Origin of the sequence: Nannocystis bainbridge, from assembly GCF_028368995.1 — a bacterium.
Taxonomy (GTDB): domain Bacteria; phylum Myxococcota_A; class Polyangia; order Nannocystales; family Nannocystaceae; genus Nannocystis; species Nannocystis bainbridge.
The window spans coordinates 1,411,764-1,430,875 of sequence record NZ_JAQNDL010000002.1; the positions used below are offsets into that span (position 1 = coordinate 1,411,764).

At 71.0% G+C, this 19,112-nt stretch carries 13 protein-coding genes; 7 read left to right on the forward strand and 6 right to left on the reverse strand.

All coding sequences use genetic code 11. The annotated features are described in order from the left end of the window. Window positions 1-29: 29 nt before the first annotated feature. The 3 genes from POL25_RS23200 to POL25_RS23210 all read right to left on the reverse strand — a co-directional run bounded on the left by POL25_RS23200 (window position 30) and on the right by POL25_RS23210 (window position 5,236). Window positions 30-2,141, reverse strand: coding sequence for a M13 family metallopeptidase (locus POL25_RS23200; protein ID WP_272088327.1), 2,112 nt, complete (start codon window positions 2,139-2,141; stop codon window positions 30-32). Window positions 2,142-2,509: 368 nt separating this feature from the next. Then, window positions 2,510-3,811 carry a Glu/Leu/Phe/Val dehydrogenase dimerization domain-containing protein gene (locus POL25_RS23205; protein ID WP_272088328.1) on the reverse strand — a complete coding sequence of 434 codons (1,302 nt, stop codon included), beginning with the start codon at window positions 3,809-3,811 and terminating at the stop codon, window positions 2,510-2,512. Between the two features lie 216 nt (window positions 3,812-4,027). Continuing rightward, entirely contained in the window at window positions 4,028-5,236 is a 1,209-nt protein-coding gene (locus POL25_RS23210; RefSeq protein WP_272088329.1) for an LIC_10091 family protein, read from the reverse strand. Window positions 5,237-5,480: 244 nt separating this feature from the next. On the opposite strand from POL25_RS23210, the gene POL25_RS23215 reads away from it, so the two are divergent. From POL25_RS23215 to POL25_RS23235, 5 genes are all read left to right on the forward strand, one after another. Continuing rightward, the gene (locus POL25_RS23215) at window positions 5,481-6,242 is read left to right on the forward strand and encodes an ABC transporter ATP-binding protein (RefSeq protein WP_272088330.1); all 762 of its coding nucleotides are present in this window, start codon (window positions 5,481-5,483) and stop codon (window positions 6,240-6,242) included. A 2-nt stretch (window positions 6,243-6,244) separates the two neighbouring features. After that, on the forward strand, window positions 6,245-7,111 hold the full coding sequence (locus POL25_RS23220) for an ABC transporter permease (protein ID WP_272088331.1): 867 nt from the start codon (window positions 6,245-6,247) through the stop codon (window positions 7,109-7,111). After that, the gene (locus POL25_RS23225; protein WP_272088786.1) at window positions 7,111-9,063 is read left to right on the forward strand and encodes a GldG family protein; all 1,953 of its coding nucleotides are present in this window, start codon (window positions 7,111-7,113) and stop codon (window positions 9,061-9,063) included. Before POL25_RS23220 ends, POL25_RS23225 begins: the two co-directional genes overlap by 1 nt. Beyond that, window positions 9,060-10,385 (forward strand): DUF4340 domain-containing protein, encoded by a 1,326-nt coding sequence (locus POL25_RS23230; RefSeq protein ID WP_272088332.1) that lies wholly within the window; start codon window positions 9,060-9,062, stop codon window positions 10,383-10,385. Before POL25_RS23225 ends, POL25_RS23230 begins: the two co-directional genes overlap by 4 nt. Before the next feature lie 188 nt (window positions 10,386-10,573). After that, complete coding sequence (locus POL25_RS23235) at window positions 10,574-12,721, forward strand: APC family permease (RefSeq protein ID WP_272088333.1); 2,148 nt, start codon at window positions 10,574-10,576, stop codon at window positions 12,719-12,721. A gap of 82 nt (window positions 12,722-12,803) precedes the next feature. Here POL25_RS23235 and POL25_RS23240 read toward each other — a convergent pair whose 3' ends face one another. Beyond that, window positions 12,804-13,913, reverse strand: a complete 1,110-nt coding sequence (locus POL25_RS23240) for a succinylglutamate desuccinylase/aspartoacylase family protein (RefSeq protein ID WP_272088334.1) — start codon at window positions 13,911-13,913, stop codon at window positions 12,804-12,806. Between the two features lie 17 nt (window positions 13,914-13,930). Further along, window positions 13,931-16,456 carry a VIT domain-containing protein gene (locus tag POL25_RS23245; protein ID WP_272088335.1) on the reverse strand — a complete coding sequence of 842 codons (2,526 nt, stop codon included), beginning with the start codon at window positions 16,454-16,456 and terminating at the stop codon, window positions 13,931-13,933. A gap of 109 nt (window positions 16,457-16,565) precedes the next feature. Between POL25_RS23245 and POL25_RS23250 the strand changes: the two genes are divergently transcribed. Both POL25_RS23250 and POL25_RS23255 read left to right on the forward strand, forming a co-directional pair. Next, window positions 16,566-17,459 carry a hypothetical protein gene (locus POL25_RS23250; RefSeq protein WP_272088336.1) on the forward strand — a complete coding sequence of 298 codons (894 nt, stop codon included), beginning with the start codon at window positions 16,566-16,568 and terminating at the stop codon, window positions 17,457-17,459. 50 nt (window positions 17,460-17,509) lie between these two features. Continuing rightward, window positions 17,510-18,841 (forward strand): AgmX/PglI C-terminal domain-containing protein, encoded by a 1,332-nt coding sequence (locus POL25_RS23255; protein WP_272088337.1) that lies wholly within the window; start codon window positions 17,510-17,512, stop codon window positions 18,839-18,841. Window positions 18,842-18,850: 9 nt separating this feature from the next. Here POL25_RS23255 and POL25_RS23260 read toward each other — a convergent pair whose 3' ends face one another. Further along, window positions 18,851-19,069, reverse strand: a complete 219-nt coding sequence (locus POL25_RS23260) for a hypothetical protein (RefSeq protein ID WP_272088338.1) — start codon at window positions 19,067-19,069, stop codon at window positions 18,851-18,853. Between the last annotated feature and the right edge of the window lie 43 nt (window positions 19,070-19,112).

The window sequence follows — 19,112 nt, forward strand, 5'->3', positions numbered from 1 at the left end:
TCAGACAGGCGGCCGGCCGCGGGGCGGGCTCACCAGAGCTCGCAGGCGTCCTTGGCGCGCATGGCGGCGCCGGGCTGGCACTGGAACGTCTCCGAGAAGGCGGGGAAGTGGGCCAGGGGGACGTTGACGCGCTGCTTGGGGGGGCTGTGCGGGTCGACGGTGGCGCGCAGGCGCTGGCTCTCGGGGGTCTCGTGGGTGCACCAGCCCTGGGCGAAGCCGATGAAGAACAGCTGCTCGGAGGTGAGGCCCTGGATCAGCGGCTCTTCCGGCTTCTTGCTGGCGTGCAGCTTGTAGCCGGCGTACGCGGCCTTGATCCCGCCGAAGTCGGCGATGTTCTCGCCGAGGGTCAGCTTGCCGTTGAGCTTGACCGCGGGCAGCACCTCGATGCCGCCGTAGGTCGTCTCGATGCACTTGGCGCGGGTCTCGAACTTGGCGGCGACGCCCGGGTCCCACCACTCGCGGAGGACGCCGTCCTTGTCGAACTTGCGGCCCTGGTCGTCGAAGCCGTGGCTGAGCTCGTGGCCCATGACCATGCCGATGCCGCCGAAGTTCATCGCCATCGGGAACTCGGCGCTGAAGTACGGCGGCTGGAGGATGCCGGCCGGGAACACCATCTCGTTGGCGCTCGGGTTGTAGTAGGCGTTGACCAGCGCGGGCGGCATGTGCCACTCGCCCTTGTCGACCGGCTTGCCGACGCGGTCGAAGTCCCGCTGCAGCAGGAACTTGCGGATCGCCTGGCCGTTGCCGGCGTGGGTGCGCTGCAGCTTGAGCTTGCCGTAGTCGCGCCAGGCGTCGGGGTAGCCGATCTTGTTGTGCAGCGCCTGGGCCTTCTCGATCGCGCGCGTGCGGGTGGCGTCGTCCATCCACGCCAGCGCGGGCAGGCCGGCGGCGAACGCCTCCTCGATGGCGGCGATCATCTCGAGGGCGATGTCCTTGCTGGCGCCGGCGAACCGCTCCTTGACGAAGGCCTGACCGACGAGCTCGCCGAGGCCCATGTTGGCCCAGCCGACGCACCGCTCCCACCGCGGCGACAGCTCCTTGGCGCCGGTCAGCGCCGAGGTGAACTGGAAGTCGGCGGCGACGATGTCCTTGCTGAGGGCGGCCGCGCTGACGCGGAGGATGTGCCAGCGCAGGTAGGCCTGCAGGGTGGCGGGGTCGGTGCCGCGCAGCAGGGCGCCGAGCTTCTCGAAGTAGCCGGGCACGGTGACGTTGAGGTCGGTGCCGAGCTTGGCGTAGCCGAACGACTTGAAGAAGCCGGCCCAGTTGAGCTCGGGGTCGAGCTTGGCCAGACCCTCGACGCCGAGCAGGTTGTAGGTCTTGTCGGGGTCGCGCATCTGATCGCGCGGGGTCTGCAGCTCGGCCAGCGCGGTCTCGAAGCCGACGATCTTGGCGGCGAGGTCGGCGGCGACCTCGGGGGCGTCGCCGAGGAAGCCGAGCATGCGCCCGACGTGGGCCTGGTAGGCGGCGAGCAGCGACTTCGAGCGCTCGTCGGTCTTGAGGTAGAAATCGCGGTCGGGCAGGCCGGTGCCGCCCTGATCGACGAAGGCGACGTAGACCTCGGGGCGCTTGGGATCGGGCTCGACGAACAGGTCGAACAGCGGGCCGTGACCGCCGAACAGGTCGAGGTCGAGGCCGCCGACGACGGTCATCATGGTGTTGGCGTCCTTGACGGTCTTGACGCGCGCGAGCAGGGGCTTGAGCGGGGCGATGCCGGCCTTGTCGATCGCGGGCTCGTCCATGCAGGCGGCGTAGAAGGAGCCGAGCTTGGTCTCGATCGGGTCCTTGGACTTGCCGGCGGCGGAGCGCTCGAGGATCGCGCGCAGGACCTCGTTGTTGCGGTCGGTGACCTCGCCGAAGCCGCGGCCGTAGCGGGGCTTGTCGGCCGGCGGGGGGGTCTTCCGCAGCCAGCCGCCGCAGGCGTACTGGTAGAAGTCGGTGCAGGGGTCGACGTTGGTGTCGAGCGCCGCGAGCACGCCGGCGCCGACCGGCTCGCGGGCGACGAGGTTGGCCCGCTGCACCGGAGAGGGCGCCGGCGTGGCGGCGGTCTCGGGCTGGGCCGCGGGCGGCTGCGTTGAGGCAGGTTTTTCGCAGGCGAGGGCGAGCAGGGCCAGGGCGCAGTACGCGGGCGTCAGGCGTGACATCGGGCGGGACGATGCCACAGCGCGCTCAGGCGCCGCGGGTTTCACGAAGTTAGACAACTCACCGCGGCGGCCGCGGCCGCTGGGGCCGGGCGACACCGGCGGCGGCGCTCGGCCGCGATCGAGCACAAAAGGACAGCGCGGGTCCCTCGGCGCGCAGAGGCTGGCGAACGACATGGGACGGGCGCGGCGCCGGACGCAAACGGGAGGCAACGGGGGCGTGCTGGACCTGCCGCCGAGGGCAAGTCCATTCGCGCATGTCGTGATGGACATGGTCTTTTGGACATGTCAATAGGGACATGTCTGTTCGGCCATGTCCTCAGGGACATGGCGTTACGGACAGGTCAGACACGCCTGACCTTCGGGACAGGTCAGCCGGCCCAGCCGTCCTCGACCAGGCCGGCGACGATGGCCCGCGCGCGGTGGCCCCAGATCGGGTGCGGCTCGGTGGCGAGGGCGTCGGCGAGGCGGTTGGCGGCGGCGGCGGAGGTGATGTTCTCGCGCTCGGCCAGCTCGAGCGCGCGGCGGGTGACGACGTAGACGGCGTTGTCCCAGTCGCGTCCGTAGTGGCGCTCGATGGCGGCGTCGTGCGGGACCGAGCCGTACTGCTCGTTGGCGCAGTAGACGATGCCCATGCGGTTGCACAGGAAATCGGGCACGTAGACGATGTCGCGCGCGCGCAGGGCCTCGCCGTCGCGCACGTCGTCGAGGAGCTGGTTGTTGGCGGCGCCGCAGACGATGCGGGCCTGGATGGTCGGGATGGTGTCGGGGTTGAGCACGCCGCCGAGAGCGTTGGGCGCGAGGATGTCGCACGGCTCGGCGAGGATCCGGTTGTCGCCCGGCTCGGCCGCGACGACGGTGAGCGGGCTGCCGGCGAAGTCGCGCTCGAGCTGCTCGCGCCGCGCGGGCGAGAGCTCGCTGGCGAGGATCGAGCCGACGCCGCGCTGGAAGAGCTCGCCGATCATGGCGGCGCCGACGTTGCCGGTGCCCTGCATGACGATCTTCCGGCCGGCGAGGGGGCCGAGGCCGAGGTGGGCGAGGGCGCCCTCCATCGCGCAGACGACCCCCTTGGCGGTCGCGGGCGAGGGGTTGCCGGCGCCGCCGACGGCCGGCGGGGTGCAAGTGACGAAGCGGGTGCCGCGGTGGACGATGGCCATGTCGGCAGGCCCGGTGCCGGCGTCCTCGGCGGTGATGTAGCAGCCGCGCAGGCTGGCGACGAAGCCGGCGTACTCGGTGTAGACGCGCTCGCGGAAGCCGACGTCCTGGTACGGATGGTCGACGTGGCGGGCGATGAGGCCCTTGCCGCCGCCCCACCACAGACCGGCGAGGGCGCTCTTGCGGGTCATGCCATGCGACAGGCGCAGGCCGTCGCTGAGGAAGCCGGCGAGGTCGCGGTACGGCCAGTAACGCAGGCCGCCCTGGCCCTGGCCGCGGGTGGTGTTGTGGACAAAGGCGCCGAACAAGGCGCCAGTGGTGGCGCCGACCTCGAGGAAGACGCCCTCGTGACGGTGGTAGTCGCGGGTGTCGCCGAGGAGGTGGCTCGCGATCTCGGCCAGCTCGGGGTGCGAGCCGCGGACGACGCCGTTCTCGTGGACGAAGTAGGCGCGGCGAAGGCCTAACGAGGTGAGGTGCGCGGCGAATGCTTCGGGGCTGAGGTCGACGAGGCGCGTCATGTCTGCGTCGACTTTAGCCGCCGCGTCGCAGGCGGCGAGGGCCGCGGGGCCGTGAGGGCTCGCACCGACGCCAGGCGCGCGCCTGCGCCAGGTGAAGACGGGGCACGTCGAAGTGAGGGTCGCCGCCGCGAAAACGCGGTGGCGGGTGCCTGCAGACCAGGGGGCCGGACGGCGAGGGACGGGCGCGGGGAGGGCGATGCGCGAAGCGCTGCGCGGTCAGCCGGCGGCGCGCGGGGCGAGGCCGATGAGGCTCAGGCCCTTGACGCCGGTGTCCTTGTTGAGGGTGCCGTCGAGTTCGGCGAAGCGCAGCATCGGGTTGCGCGAGCGGTTCTTGCGGTCGCCGAGGCGGGCGCGGTAGTCGGTCAGCGGCTGGATCTGGTAGGCCCACAGCTGATCGGCGTGGATCCACTTCTTGCTGTAGATCGTGCGCAGGACCAGCGACTGCTCGTCGCCGATCAGCGCCTCGACGTTGGCGACGAACTGCCGGTTGTAATCGAAGTACTCCTCGGCGTTGCTGAAGTAGACGAGCCGCACCGGCAGACCGAACTGCTTGGCGGCGGCGCCGACCGACTGCAGCGAGTTGGGGCCGGTGAGGTCGCCGGCCATCATGCGCACGCGATCGGCGAGGAACATGCCGCGGATGTACTGATACATCTCGGGGTTCGACATCCACGAGGTCGGCTGCTCGCCCTGGTGGCGCCGGTAGACGCGCTCGAGGTGGACGTAGACGGTCTCGCGCGCGGCCCGGTAGAGCCGGACGATGCGCTTGCGGTCGGCCTCGGGCAGGTCGGCGTAGGTGGTCTCGAGGATCTTGACGCTGTCGTCGACGGCGCCGGCGGACCAGCGATCGAACAAGATCTTGGCATCGGGCGAGGCCTCGATGAGGGCCTCGTAACAGCGGTGGAGGTCGACGACGCTCTGATCGATGTCGAGCAGGAACATCAGCTCGCTGCCGGCCGCGGCCGCGAGGGTGTAGTTCTGATCGGAGCCGACGCCGACGTAGACGCCGCCCTTGCCGGCGACGTACGGGAAGAACACGTCGTGGCGGACCTCGTTGCTCTTCATGTAGTGGATCGGCGTGGCGATGAGGCTGTCCTCGGGGCCAGCCAACATCGCCGCCCGCTGATCGGCGGTCAGCGGGGCGGTGCCACCAGCGCCCGCAGGCGCGCCGGGCGGGGGATCCGCCGCAGGTGCGGCGGGCTCCGGCGCGGGCGTGCGCGGCGGCGGTGCGGGCGTCGGCTCGGGCGCGGGGCTGGTGCCGGCCGACAACGATTGATGGGCGCTGGCCGACGGCGCCGCTTCGGTCGGGGGGCGGCCGCCGCACGCGATCGTGAGCACGAGGCCGAGGCCGCACGCGAACGGGGTCCAGCGCTGAAATCCGCGGGAGAGGCGAGGCAAACTGCGTGGGCGCGGCGGGACCGGCATCGGCGAGAGCCTATGCCACAAGCCCGGCATGATTGGGAGATTGGTGCTTGTCAGGTCGGGGCGGAAGGAATACACATGCGGGCGCGCAGGTAGGTCCTGCGCCGCCGCACGTGCCGCGGATCCGCGGATTGTCCCGGGTCCACACGTGGAGCCACCGCGGAGCACCGCGGAGCCCGCTCTGCAGACCGGCCGTCGCGTGCGACCCGAGCGGCCGCGCGCGGCCGCCCCCGCGAGAGCAGCACGCATGACCACGCACGAATCGAACTCCAGTCGCAGCGTGACCATCCGCGCCGAGAACCTGTCGAAGATCTACGGCGACTTCGCGGCCCTGCACAGCGTCACCTTCGAGGTACGCAAGGGCACCGTCGCCGCGTTCCTCGGCCCGAACGGCGCCGGCAAGTCGACGACGATGAAGATCCTGACGGGTTACCTCGCGCCGTCGTCCGGCAGCGCGAGGGTCCTCGGCTTCGATCCCACGCACCCCGACCAGCGCATCGAGATGGCGCGGCGGCTCGGCTACCTGCCCGAGAACGGCCCGCTCTACGGCGACATGACGCCGCGCGAGACGCTCGAGTTCGTCGGCCGGGTCCGCGGGCTCGGCGGCGGCCTCAAGTCGGCGATCGAGCGCGTGACCGGGCAGTGTGCCATCCGCGAGGTGTTCGACAAGCCGGTCGGCAAGCTGTCGAAGGGCTTCCGTCAGCGCGTCGGCATGGCCCAGGCGCTGCTGCACGACCCCGAGGTGCTGATCCTCGACGAGCCGACCAGCGGCCTCGATCCGCTGCAGATCCGCGATGTCCGCGAGCTCATCCGCGAGCTCGGGCGGACCAAGACGATCCTGCTGTCGACGCACATCCTGCAAGAGGTCGAGGCGGTGGCCAGCGAGGTCATCGTGGTCGGCGAGGGCCGGCTGGTGTTCTCCGGCACGGTCGACGAGCTGCGGGCTGGTGGCACCGTCGAGGAGCGCTTCTACGCGCTGATGGACAAGCGGCGCAAGGAGGCCGCGTAGTCATGGCGAATTCGTCTTCCAAGGACGTGATCCTGGGGATCGCCGGCAAGGAGCTGCGCAGCTTCCTCGGCAACCCGACGGGCTACGTGTTCCTCACCCTGTTCATCGCCCTGTGCGCCGGCGCGGCGTTCTGGCCGCGCGAGTTCTTCGACCGCAACCTGGCGGACCTGGCGACGCTCAACCGGCAGATGCCGCTGATCCTGATGCTGTTCGTGCCGGCGATCACGATGACGCTGTGGGCCGACGAGCGGCGCGCGGGCACCGACGAGCTGCTGCTGACGCTGCCGGTGCGCGACACCGAGGTGGTGCTCGGCAAGTTCCTCGGCGCCGTCGGGGTGCTGTCGATCGGGCTGGTGTTCAGCCTCGCCAACGTCGGCGTGCTGGCCTACCTCGGCGAGCCCGACGTCGGCCTGATGTTCTCGACGTTCCTCGGCTACTGGCTGATGGGCACCCTGTTCGTGGCGGTCGGCATGATCGGCTCGCTGCTGACGACCAACGTCACGGTCGCGTTCGTGCTCGGGGTGCTGGCCTGCGCCGCGTTCGCGCTGGCACAGTCGGTGGCCATCGGCGGCGGCGTCATCGGCATCGCGCTGCTCGCGGGCCTGGCGTCGCTCGGCTGGCTGGTTTCGTTCGGCTCCGGCATCCACGCCGGCTACGCGGCGCTGGTCGGCGCGTTCATCGGCGTGGTGCTGTGGCTCGGCGACGTGGTGCCGGGCTTCACCGGCCTGTTCGGGGCCTTCGACGCGCCGTCGCACTTCGCCAGCTTCGGCGAGGGCGTCATCCGCCTCGGCGACGTCGTGTTCTTCATCGGCGGCACGGCCGTCGCGCTCTACCTGTGCGGTCTTCTGCTGTCTCGGAGGCACTGGTGATGCACCCGCGCGTCCATCGTTTCATCCGCTTCGCGTCGATCGCCGTCACGGCGGTCTCGCTGACCTACATGGCCCAGCGCGCCAACGTGCGCGCCGACGTCACCGCCGAGAAGCTCAACCAGGTCACCCCGGCCACCCGCGATCTCATCGACGCGGTCACGCCCGAGCGGCCGGTGGCGATCCACGCGTTCGTGTCGCGCGAGGTCCCGCGCGACTACGTGACGGTGCGCGCGCGCCTGCTGTCGGTGCTGCGCGAAATGGAGGCCCGCGGCACGGCCGGCCTGACGGTCCGCATCGTCGAGCCGTCGTCGTTCTCCGACGAGGCGGTCGAGGCCGAGGAGAAGTACGGCATCCGCCCGCAGGTGGTGGCCAACCGCGACGGCGACCGCGTGCAGGAGATGCAGGTGTTCCTCGGCGTGGCCGTGACGAGCGGGCCGCACGAGCAGACCATCCCGTTCATCGATCGCGGCATGTCGCCCGAGTACGAGCTGGTCCGGGCGCTGCGCACGGTCTCGCAGGAGAAGAAGAAGGTGGTCGGGGTGCTGCGCACCGACGCGACCATCATGGGCAACTTCGACCTGCAGGCGCGCAAGCAGCAGCCGGCCTGGCGCGTCATCGCCGAGCTGAAGAAGCAGTACGAGGTCCGCAGCCTCAACCCCGGCGCCGAGATCCCGAAGGACGTCGACGTCCTGCTGGTGCCGCAGATGAGCAGCATGACCGCGCCGCAGCTCGAGCACCTCAAGAAGTACGTCGACGAGGGCCGCCCGGCGCTGCTGACCGTCGACCCGATGCCGCTGTTCGACATGCGGCTGTCGCCGAGCGAGCCGATGCTGCCGCCCCCGGGCCAGAACCAGGGGATGATGTTCGGCATGCAGGACCAGGGCGGGGAGCCGAAGGGCGACTACCTCGGGTTCCTCGAGAAGCTCGGCGTGACGTGGGAGTCGGACAAGATCGTGTTCGACAGCGACAACCCGCACCCGCGGTTCGCCGGCAGCCCGCCGCAGGTGGTGTTCGTGACCGAGCGGCCCGACGGCACCAAGCCGTTCAATGGCCAGGATCCGGTGGTCTCCGGCATCAACGAGGTCGTGGTCCTGTTCGGCGGCGCGATCAAGCCGGCGGCCGGGTTCGAGGCCCAGTTCGTGCCGCTGCTGCAGACGGGCACGCGCGGCGGCTTCAACAAGTTCGAGGAGATGACCGAGCGGCACATGCTGTTCGGGCTCCAGGGGCCGATCCTGCCGCGTCAGCGCAAGATCTCGGGCGTCAACGAGGTCATCGCGGCCCACGTCACCGGCGGCGAGAGCTCGGGCGAGGGCAAGGGCAAGAACGTGATCGTGGTCGCCGACCTCGACATCTTCGGCGACCAGTTCTTCGTGCTCAACGAGCGCGGCGGCGACCTCGACGGCGACGGCATCGACGACCTGCGGTTCGACAACGTCACGTTCCTGCTCAACGCGATCGACTCGCTGACCGGCGACGCCGGCCTCGTCGAGCTGCGCGGGCGCAAGGCGCAGTACCGCCGCATGACGAAGATGGACGCGCTGACGAAGGAGGCCGACGACAAGCGCAACGCCGAGATCGAGGCCGCCAACGCCAAGGCCGAGATCGAGCTCAAGGGCGCCCAGGAGGCCCTCGACGCCGCGGTCAAGAAGATCCAGGACGACGCCTCCCTCGACGAGACGACCAAGGCCGTCCTGCTCAAGAGCCGCGAGGAGGCCGAGAACCGGCGCCTGGCGGCCAAGCGCGAGACGATCGAGCGCGACAAGGCGCGCGCGCTCAAGGCCACCGAGAACGAGCGCGACAAGGCGGTCGAGTCGGTGCGCGCGAAGGTCCGCCTGATCGCCAGCACGACGCCGCTGCTGCTCCCGATCCTGCTCGGCTTCGGCGTCTGGATGCGCAAGCGCGGCCGCGAGGCCGATTCGATCCCGAGCTCCCGCAAGCGAGGTGCCGCATGAACCGCACGACCATCCTGACCGCCGTCGTCGCGCTCGCCAGCCTCGGCGGCGCCCTGGCGATGCGCCCGGGACCTGCCCCGCAGGTCAGCTACGAAGACACCGGCCAGCCGCTGTTCCCGAGCTTCACCGATCCGTCGCAGGCCGCGAGCCTCGAGGTGATCGGCTGGGACGAGACGGGGGCCCGCAACACGTCGTTCAAGGTCGAGCTCAAGGACGGTCGCTGGACCATCCCGAGTCACAACGACTACCCGGCCGACGGCACCGAGCGCATGGGCAAGGCGGCGGCGTCCTTCATCGACGTGAAGAAGGACATCTACCGCGGCGACCGGCCCGAGGATCAGTCGAGCTTCGGCCTCGACGATCCGACCGACGCCAACGCCAAGGAGCGCGGGCAGCGGATCACGATCAAGGACGCGTCCGGCACGGTGCTTTCCGACGTCATCGTCGGCAAGAAGGTCGAGGACAAGGAGGGCTACCGCTACGTCCGCCTGCCCGACCAGAAGCGCGTGTACGCGGTCAAGATCGACGTCGACATCTCGACCAACTTCACCGACTGGATCGAGAAGGACCTGCTGCTGATCGAGCAGGACCAGGTCGTGTCGTTCATGAGCGACACGTACAAGGTCGACGAGAGCCAGGGCAAGGTCACCGGCAGCGACCCGCTGCTGGTCAAGAAGGACGCGGCCGATCCGGAGGGCTCGTGGCTGCTGGGCGAGGGCTCGACGGCGATCGCCGGCAAGGAGCTCGACCCGTTCAAGGTCAAGCAGGCGATCAGCGGCCTCGACCGCCTGCAGATCGTCGGCGTGCGCCCGCGGCCGGAGATGCTGACGTTGCAGGCGCTGCAGTCGAAGGGCTTCTTCGTCACGCGCGACGGCTCGCGCCTCTACGGCAACGAGGGCGAGGTCAAGGCCATCTGCGACGACGGCGTGGTCTACAGCCTCTACTTCGGCGAGGTGACGTACGACTCGGGCCTGGCGCTGACGGCCGGGCAGGAGGGCGCGGAGGCAGCGGCGCCCAAGCCCGAGGACGAGGCGGCGGCCAAGAAGGACGCCAACCGCTACATGTTCGTCGACGTGTTCTACGACCCGACGCTCGACGCCCAGGCGACCGCGGGGGCGAACCCCGACGACGCGCCGGGGGCGAAGCGGGCCAAGCAGCTGTCGGCGCGCTTCGGCAAGTGGTTCTATGTGATCTCCGACGCGAGCTTCAAACAGATCCGCAAGCCCAAGGTCGAGTTCTTCAAGGACGCGCCGGCCGGCAGCGGCGCGGCGCCGGCGAGCCCCGCGGCGCCGGCGAAAAAGCCGGCAGCGCCGAACAAGTAGTCCGCCCCGAGTCGGCGGAACGCGAGTTCGCGGCCGAAGAAAACGGCCGCAAGCGGCCTCAGACAGCCCGGCGGCGCCTGCCCCCGGGCTGTGTGCATTTGCGCGCCGGGCGCCCGGGCCGGCGCAGTGAGGTGGTCTGGATCGGTTGTCATCGCCGGCCGGCGCGGGCATAAGTCGCATGGCGACGCATGGGTAGCGAAGCTGAAGAGGAGCCCTCCAGACCTCGCCTCTCCTGGCGCGAGGGCTTCTATCTCGTCGGTCCGCAGCCGCTCAGCACGCCTTACTTCGTGTCGGGCTTCCTGCTGGCGGCGGGCGTCGGCTACGCGACGCCGGTGGTGCAGGTCGGCCTCTACGTGCTGCTGCTGCTGCTCGCGCCGCTGTACATCGAGGCGGTGCTGCTGACGCTGTCGAACGGCGGCACGTACATGATGACCCGCTACGCGCTCGGCCACCTCGGCAAGCTGGCCGTGGCGGCGTCGGCGTTCGTCGGCGTGATCATCTCGATCTCGTACGCGGTGTCGACCCTGGCGTGTCTGCTGGCCTACGGGGCCCACATCACGGCGCTCAGCCAGGTGGTCCTCGGGACAGGTACGATCGGCGTGGTCGGGCTGTCGGCGCTGCCGGCGATCGGCTTCGGGATCTGGGTCACGCCGGGAGAGTGGCGCTACGTGGCGCTGCGTCAGAGCCTCATCGCCTTCGCCGCGCTGCTGTTCTCCGCGGTGGTGCCGGATCCGATCGTCGCCACCTTCGCGCCGATCGGGCTGCTCCTGCGCCTCAACAACCTCGGGCTCAAGCCGAGCGTGCGGGTGTCGAAGGCGATCTTCCTCGTCAACCTGATCATCATCGGCGCGACGATCGTGGCCGGCTACGTGTGCCTGGCGCTGCAGGGGTTCGACGCGACGGCGGTGTGGTCGGGCTACGGCCAGGCGGCGCCGGCGGTGCCGCTCGACGCGACGTTCGACATCGGCATCATCCCCGGGCTGGCGATGCTTTCGGCGCCGATCCTGCTGGCGGGGGTCGGCAACGGGGTGCTGAGCGCGACCGGGGTCGAGACGGTGATGAACATCCCGGAGGAGCTCGAGAACCCGCAGCGCGACGTGCCGAAGATCTACTGGGCGATGCTGCTGACGCTGCTGGTCGTCGGCGGGTCGCTGGCGCTGCAGGTGTTTTTGCTGCTGCCGCCCGAGGTGCTGTTATCGCGCAGCGGCGACCTGGTCGGCGCGCTGGGCTACCACGTCGGCTTCTCGCTGACGGGGGTGTCGGGCGTCGGTGGGGCGTGGCAGGCGGCGCTGGTGGCGAGCGCGGCGCTGATGCTGATCGGGGCGGTCAACGCCGGGTTCGCCGGGTCGCGCGGGCTGTGGCTGGCGATGACGCGCGACAACCTGCTGCCGCGCGCGCTCATCACTCCCAACTGGCGCGGGGCGCTGGCGCGGCTGCACTGGCTGCTGCTGGCCGGCGCGGCGCTGCTCGGCTCGCAGTCGGACTGGAACCCGCTGTCGCTCGATCGCTGGCACAAGGCGATGTTCGGCCTGGTGATGTTCTCGGGGATGGCGGCGTTCATCCTCCTGCGCAAGTTCAAGGGCGAGGAGCGGCGGGTCTACACCGCGCCGTGGAACATCTCGGTGCTCGGCACGCGCGTGCCGGTGGCGGCGTTCCTCGGGGTGTCGGCGCTGAGCTACGCGCTGCTGAGCCTGTGGGCCGCCAGCAGCTCGCACCTCGAGGAGCTGCGCACGCTGGTGTGGGTGGTGCTGGTGCTGGTCGGGTCGGTGGTGCTGGTCTATAACCACCGGCCGCTGATCCGCGGCGGCTACCGCTACGTCCGCCGGGTGCTCGAGACGGTCGAGTCGACGGTGATCGACCCGCAGCAGCGCACGGTGGTGGTCGCCGTCGGCGGGGTCCGGGTCGGCCGCCTGGTGTCCAAGGCGATCGATCTGGCGCACCAGCAGAGCCGCACGACCGGGATCCCGTACCGCCAGGTGGTCGTGTTCCACATGACCAAGGGCGTGCGCAGCGAGTTCGTCTACCGCATCACCCAGGACTCGATCCGCCCCGAGGGCATCGAGGGCGGCACGGTCCGGATCTTCACGGAGCTGACCGAGATCGCGCCGAAGGACCTCGACCTGTACCTGGCCCTGGTGCCGCACAAGCAGACGCCCGCGCACAAGAGCGTGCTACACGCGGCGTTCGACGCGCTGGTCCGCTTCCACGAGGCCCACAGCTTCAAGGGCCACATGACGATGATCGGGACCTACGGGGTGCGGCCGGCCGACATCGAGGAGCTGCAGACGCGGCTCAAAGACACGACGCTGGTGCCGGTGCCGCTGTTCGACGACTGAGTCGGATGGTCGTTCGGACATGCCCGAGAGGGCATGTTCGAAGGGGCATGTCCGCACGGACATGCCCGCAAGGACACGCCGATCAGCGGGCGTTGGCGGCGTCGAAGAGCGGGTCGAGCTCGACGGGCGGGCCGGTGTCGGGGACGGCCATGTGGACCACGGCCTCGCCCTCGTAGCAGAGGACGCCGTGGGGCAGGGCGAGGATCCAGCCGTCATCCTCGGCCCGCACGTCGCCGCCGGCGGGCAGCGGGCGCCCGTGGATGTCGCTCAGGGTGGCGAGGCGGTCGCCGACGCGCACGAGGTCGCCGGGCTCGACGTGGTAGTGGACGATGCCGGTGGCGCGGGCGCGGGGCACGAGCGCGCGCATGGCCGGGAACGCGACCCGCGGGATCGGGATGCCGACGAGCGGCTCGATCGCGCCAGGCAACATGCCGGCGCCGCGCAGGACGTTGAGGCAGGCGCCGATGCCGGCCTGACGCGCGGCAGGATCGACGGCGCCGGTGAGGCCGAGCTCGACGGTGATCGCAGGGATGCCCGCCTGCAGCAGGGCGGTGCCGCTGACTGAACGATGAAGCCGCGCCTGCAGGTAGCGGTCGCTCGGAATCTCGCCGACGACCGGCAGGCCGCTCCAGGCGCACAGGGCGTCGAGCCGCTCGGCGAGCTCGCGCGCGGCCGGCAGCTCCTCGGGGCGGCGGTAGAGGACGCGATCGCGGATGATGAAGCAGCAGGCGCGCAGGCCGTAGCAGTGCAGGTCGACCAGGAAATCGGCGTGGCGCACCTCGGCGAACAGGCGCGCGTAGCCGGCCTCGAGCACGGCCGGGTGATCGCTGCCCTGGCCGGGCTCGGGCGGGAAGTCGGGGAACAGGCGGTTGGGGTCGCGCCGGTCGAGGTAGGAGACGCGCTGGCGAGCGTGCAGGCCGGCGGGGTTGAGGCTGGGGACGGCGACGAGGGTGCCGCGCAGCTTGTCGGCGAGGTCGAGCTCGAGCAGGCCGTGCACGACGGACAGGCCGGTGACCTCGTCGCCGTGGATGTTGGCGGTGATCCACACGGTCGGTCCGGGCTCGCGGCCCTGGACGAGGACGATGGGGAGCCGCTCGAGGTGGCCAGTCGGCAAAGTGGCGAGCTCGAACCAACCGTGCGCGAGCTCGCCAGGGACGGCGACGACGTCGCCGAGCGCGAAGGGGGCCGTCATGCGGATAAGAGTGTGCCTCAGCCGGGCTCGAGCACGAAGGGATAGCGCACAGTGACGACGCCGCCGGAGTTGCCGGGGAACCGCCAGCCCCGGGCGGCGGCGGCGATGCAGGGCGCGACGGTGTTGACGGCGAGGGTGTCCTCGGCCACATCGGCGCGGCTGACCACGCCGTTCTTCTCGATCTGGAGGTCGAGGGCGACGCGCCCGCGGAGGTTGGGGTCGCGCTGGAGGCCGCTTTCGTAGCAGGCGCGCACCTCGTTGATGTGGGCGCGGACGACCCGGCGGATGAGGTCCTGATCGAGCGAGCCCTGCACTTCGGGCTTGGCCTGGCGCACAGTGGGCACCCGCGTGCCCCGTCCGCCGAAGCCTGCGCCGGCGCCGCGACCGTAGCCGCTGCCGCTGCCGCTGCCGCCCTGGCCGGAGCTGCCGCTGGCGCGACGGTACTTCTCGCCGCTGTTGTGACCGTACCCGATGCCACCGCCACCGCCGCCGCCGCCCTGACCGATGAGACCGGTGGAGCCGAGGCCGAGGCTGCCCTCGTCACTGGGGCTCATGTCGAGGCCGAAAGGTGATTCAACGGGGATCTGCACGGTCCGCAGGGTGCCGTCGGGCTGCCTCTCGCGGCGCTCGTCGACGGCCACGAAGGCGGTGTAGTCGGTCAAGATCCGGTGCTTCACGGCGAGCGAGACGACGGCCTCCCACCGGGGGCCGAACAGCGGGCCGGGGACCTGGTTGAAGGGGTAATTGCTGAGGTCGTCGATGCGCTTCCTCGCCCACATGCTGGCGAGGCCGTCGTGCTCGTGGACGCGGGCGTCGGCGAGGCGGACCGGGAGCTCGATGTCGGCGCCGCCGAGCTTGCCGCGGATCTTGACGTTGCCGGCGAGGGCGCCGGTATAGCGGCCGTGGAGGACCAGCGGCTGGCCGGCGAACAGGTCGGGCAGCTGCGCGGGGGCGACGTCGGCGACGGCGAGGCCGCCCCAGTCGATCGAGATGTCCGTGAGGACAGGTCGATCGATGCTCTCGTAGAACTCGTCGACCACGGCCGCGGGGGCCTCGCCGGGGCCGACGACGGTGGCGGACCCGTGACCGACGCGGCCGAGGCCGTCGACGAGGAAGCGGTTGACGCTGCTGCCGACGCCGAGCGCGAACACCCGGGCGTCGCGCCGCGCGGCCTCGAGGGCGGTAAAAATGTCGACCTCGTTGCCGATGTAGCCGTCGGTCATGAACAGCACCATGCGCAGGCGCTCGGGATCCTTGGGGGCGTCGAGCGCGGCGGCGACGCCGGTGAGCATCTCGGTGCTACCGCCGACGTTGCGCGCGTTGGCCAGGAAGTCGAGCGCGCGCTGGCGGTTGTCCTCGGTGTTGGCGACGCTGGCTGGCTCAAAGGACAGGGCGCTGCTGGCGAAGGTGATGAGGTTGAAGGTGTCGTCCTTGCGCATGCCGGCGAGGGCGCGCTCGATCGCGGCCTTGGCGGTGTCGAGCGGGGCCCCGCGCATCGATCCGGACACGTCGACGACGAACACGAGCTCGCGCGGGCGCGAGCTGCCGGCGTCGAAGCCCTGCGGCGGCTGAAGGGTGAGGGCGAAGTAGCCTTCGTTGTCACCTGTCTTTTGGGCCATGAGCTCGGCGCGCGGCTGGGGGCCGGCGAGCCGCCAGCTCAGCTCGAAGTCGCGGTCGGCCCGCGCCGGTCCGCGCGCGAGGGCGACGGAGACGCCCTGCGGGCGCTGGGTGACGGCGACGGCGTGCAGCTTGGAGGCGACGTCGGCGACCGGCAGGGTGGTGTCGATGTCGACGGCGATCTCGACGGGCACGCAGGAGTCGACGCCGGCGGGCAGCACGGGCGGGGTGATGCGCGAGGCGTCGGCGACAGCGCCGGGCGGACTGTAGCGCGGACCGACGACGGTCGGCAGCGCGAGCGAGTAACGACCGGCGCGCTGGCGCAGCGGCTGCACGAGGTGGATCTCGACCTCGATGGTCTCGCCGGGGCCGATGTTGGTGACGGCCTGGGTGAAGAGGTTGGGCCGCTCCTGGGTGAGCAGCGCGGCGGTGCGACCGGCTTTGCGGGCCTGATCGAAGGTGCGCTGGGCCTCGGCGTAGCGCTTGAGCAGGCCGTGGATCGAGCGCGAGCCGATGCGGATCCAGTAGTCGTCGATGGCGGCGTCGTCAGGCAGCGGGAAGCTGTAGATGGCCTCGAGACGCTCGCTCCGCGGGTTGACGAAGGTCTGGGTGACGGTGGTCTCGGCGAGGGTGCCGACGACGACGGTGTCGTAGCGGATGGCCTGGAGCGGGAGACCGAGCCAGCGATCACCGGCGGCGACCATGAGCTGGCCCTGGTCGGGCTCGGCGGCGGGATCGATCGCGGTGAGCTCGGTGGGCCGCGGGCCGCTGCAAGTGGAGGCTTCGGGGCCGCTGATGTGCACCGGGCCGGGGGCCTCGGCGAGGTCGTCGGGGGTGTCGAGCTCGGGGTCGTCGCCGTCAGCGACAGGGGTACAAGCGAGAGCGAGAAGCGACCAGAACGACGAGAGCGCGAGCGGACGGACCAAGGTGCACCTCCACGACATGCAGCGAGCCCGGAGACAGGGCGAGGTCGGGAAAGTTCCGGGCGCGGGTGACGACGGGCTCGCGTGCCCGAGTCGCGTATACTGAAGATCGGTGACGATGCCCGGCCCGATCGTTCGCAGCTCGCTCGCGCTCGTCGCGGCCCTGGTGATGGCTGGCTGCTTCCACGACTCGCCGCCGCAGCTGGGCTGCGCGACCGATGCGGACTGCACGACGACGTCCTCGAGCTCGACGACGACGGGCGCGTCGATGGATCCGACGACGACGACGGGCGAGCTGTCGCAGTCGCGGACGTTTCGCATCGACGCGCTGCGCCTCGTCGATCCGCACCTGTTCTCGGACCTGTGCTTCGACGTGACGGGGCTCGTCAACATGTTCGGGCTGTCGCAGCAGATCGGCGACGGCGAGCTGAACCTGATCCTCCACTTCGCGGACTTCGAGCCGGGGGCGCTGGCGGCGGTGCTGGGTGAGGCGATGTCGTGCGACCTGGCGGCGCAGACGTGCGTGCCCGACGACTCAGTGAGCCTGCAGCTGCCGGTCGAGCAGATCACGGAGGCGCCGTGCCTGGCGGTCGATCCTTCGGTGTTCGCGGTCAAGAACGCGGCGTCGCTGCACGCGCCGGAGCCGACGTGCTTCCGCACCACGGCGGTCGAGCTGGCGCTGCCGCTCGGCGCCGCCGATGCGCCGCTCAACATGTTGCAGACGCAGATCGCGTTCAACTTCGACGACGCGGCCGACCCGCAGGCGATCCTGCAAGGCGTGGTGTCGGGGTTCTTGCCGCGCGCTTCGGCGGAGGCGGTCGACATCGAGGTGTCAGGGTCGAGCTACAACCTGTGGGCGATGGTGAAGGGGCCGGAGGGCTGCGCCGCCAGCCACGCCGAATTGCTGCCCAGCGTGGATGCGCTCGCTGGGCCGGACGGGCCCATCGAGGGGGTGTGGCTGGCGTTCAATGCCACGGCCTCGCGCGTGGCGCTGGTGCCGCCATGAGGCGCGCGCACGGCCGGGAACTTCACGGGCGAGTCGAGGTCCAAGCGCCCGTGACCGATCGCGCCCGTCCGCTGGTGGTCGAGGTCGTGGCCCGACAGGGCCCGACGATCGTGGATGTGACAGTGGTGGGAGGCCGGGCCGGCGCGTATCGCATCGGCGAGGGCCCGCGGGCGCAGGCGACGGTGGCAGTGCCGGCCGCCGAGGCCGACGGGTGCTTCGCGCTGGTGGTGCTGCGCGGGGGCTCGCCGCTGCTGCGGGTGCCGGCAGGGGCGACGGGCGAGCTGCAGGCGGGCGCGGCGGAGGGGCGGCCGCTGGTCGCGGGCGAGGCGATCGAGCTGGTCGATGGGACATGTGCGATCGTGCATGTCGGGCCGCTGACGTTCGAGCTGCGCGCGGGGCCGGCCGAGCCGGCGGTGAAGTGGTCGCCGGTGATCGAGTGGCCGCTGTGGCTGGCGCAGGCGGCCTCGCTGGCGCTGTTCCTGACGCTGGCGCTGCTGATCCGGATCTGGGGGCCGACGGCCGAGGCGCCGCGCTGGGACGATCCGGAGCTGCAGGAGCGGCTGATCCGCTACACGGCCGCATTGCCGCCGCCGCCGCCGCCACCGGACGTGATCGGCGAGGTCGGGCGTGCGCGGCCGCGGGAGCCGATCGCGCGCGCGCCGCGACCGACGCCGAGCGAGCCGGCGACCAGTGAGTCACCCGACGCGCCGGCGGTGACCGGGTCTCGAGGACAGGACCCCGAGGACAGGTCCCGAGAGGCAGGTTTTCTCGGGCTGGCGGAGTTCGACCGGATCTTGCGCGAGTACACGGCGTCGCTCGATGTCTCGATCCGCAACTACGCGACGTCGCCGGAGACCGACTCGGCGTGGGCGGCGGCGACGCGCACGGTGCCGCGGGCGATCGCGGGGCTCGGGCTGGGCGAGACGCTGCGCGGCGGCGGGGGCGTGGCCGAGGCGGTGATCGACCTCGACCTCGGGGAGCTGTTCGCGGGCCTCGAGGCCCGGCGCAAGCGCGGGCCGCCGGGGACGGGGCGCAAGGAGGCGGCGTTCACGAAGGCGGCGGTGCCGGAGGTCCGCGAGACGCCGCGTCAGAGCGTCGAGTGGACGGCGGCGGTCGGCCAGGATCTGATCCGCGGGGTGATCCGGCGCCACACGCCCGAGGTCCGTAAATGCTTCCGCGAGGGGCCGGCGACCGGCAAGGTCGAGGTGGCGTTCACGATCGGCAGCGGCGGCAAGGTCCGCGCGGCGGCGATCGAGGCGAGCACGATCGACCACGCCGGGGTGCAGGACTGCATCACCACGGCGGTGAAGTCGTGGACGTTCCCGACCATCGTGGCAGCGGCCGGGGACGTCGCAGTGCGCTATCCGTTTTCGGTCGGCTGAGGCGCCGACTCACTTCTTGCCGAACAGGCCGCCGATGCCGGAGGTGATGCTGCCGACGTCGACGCCGCCGAGCGCGCCACCGGCCGAGCCGAGGGCCGCGTCGACCTGGCCGGCGAGCGGCGCGGGGAGCTTGGTCTTGAGGAAGTTGGCGACCGTCTCGATCGCGCTGCGGGCGTTGCTCTCGGAGATGCCGGTCTTGGACACGATCTGCTGGATGAGCTCTTCCATGGATGGGCCTCGGTGACGGCAGTATGCGAGCCGCCGCGCGGCG

Bases quoted from the DNA above. Each gene is read 5' to 3' on its own strand.
- POL25_RS23205 (WP_272088328.1), bottom strand. From the start codon at position 3,811: ATGACGCGCCTCGTCGACCTCAGCCCCGAAGCATTCGCCGCGCACCTC.
- POL25_RS23235 (WP_272088333.1), top strand. From the start codon at position 10,574: ATGGGTAGCGAAGCTGAAGAGGAGCCCTCCAGACCTCGCCTCTCCTGG.
- POL25_RS23200 (WP_272088327.1), bottom strand. From the start codon at position 2,141: ATGTCACGCCTGACGCCCGCGTACTGCGCCCTGGCCCTGCTCGCCCTC.
- POL25_RS23225 (WP_272088786.1), top strand. From the start codon at position 7,111: ATGCACCCGCGCGTCCATCGTTTCATCCGCTTCGCGTCGATCGCCGTC.
- POL25_RS23210 (WP_272088329.1), bottom strand. From the start codon at position 5,236: ATGCCGGTCCCGCCGCGCCCACGCAGTTTGCCTCGCCTCTCCCGCGGA.
- POL25_RS23260 (WP_272088338.1), bottom strand. From the start codon at position 19,069: ATGGAAGAGCTCATCCAGCAGATCGTGTCCAAGACCGGCATCTCCGAG.
- POL25_RS23215 (WP_272088330.1), top strand. From the start codon at position 5,481: ATGACCACGCACGAATCGAACTCCAGTCGCAGCGTGACCATCCGCGCC.
- POL25_RS23240 (WP_272088334.1), bottom strand. From the start codon at position 13,913: ATGACGGCCCCCTTCGCGCTCGGCGACGTCGTCGCCGTCCCTGGCGAG.
- POL25_RS23220 (WP_272088331.1), top strand. From the start codon at position 6,245: ATGGCGAATTCGTCTTCCAAGGACGTGATCCTGGGGATCGCCGGCAAG.
- POL25_RS23230 (WP_272088332.1), top strand. From the start codon at position 9,060: ATGAACCGCACGACCATCCTGACCGCCGTCGTCGCGCTCGCCAGCCTC.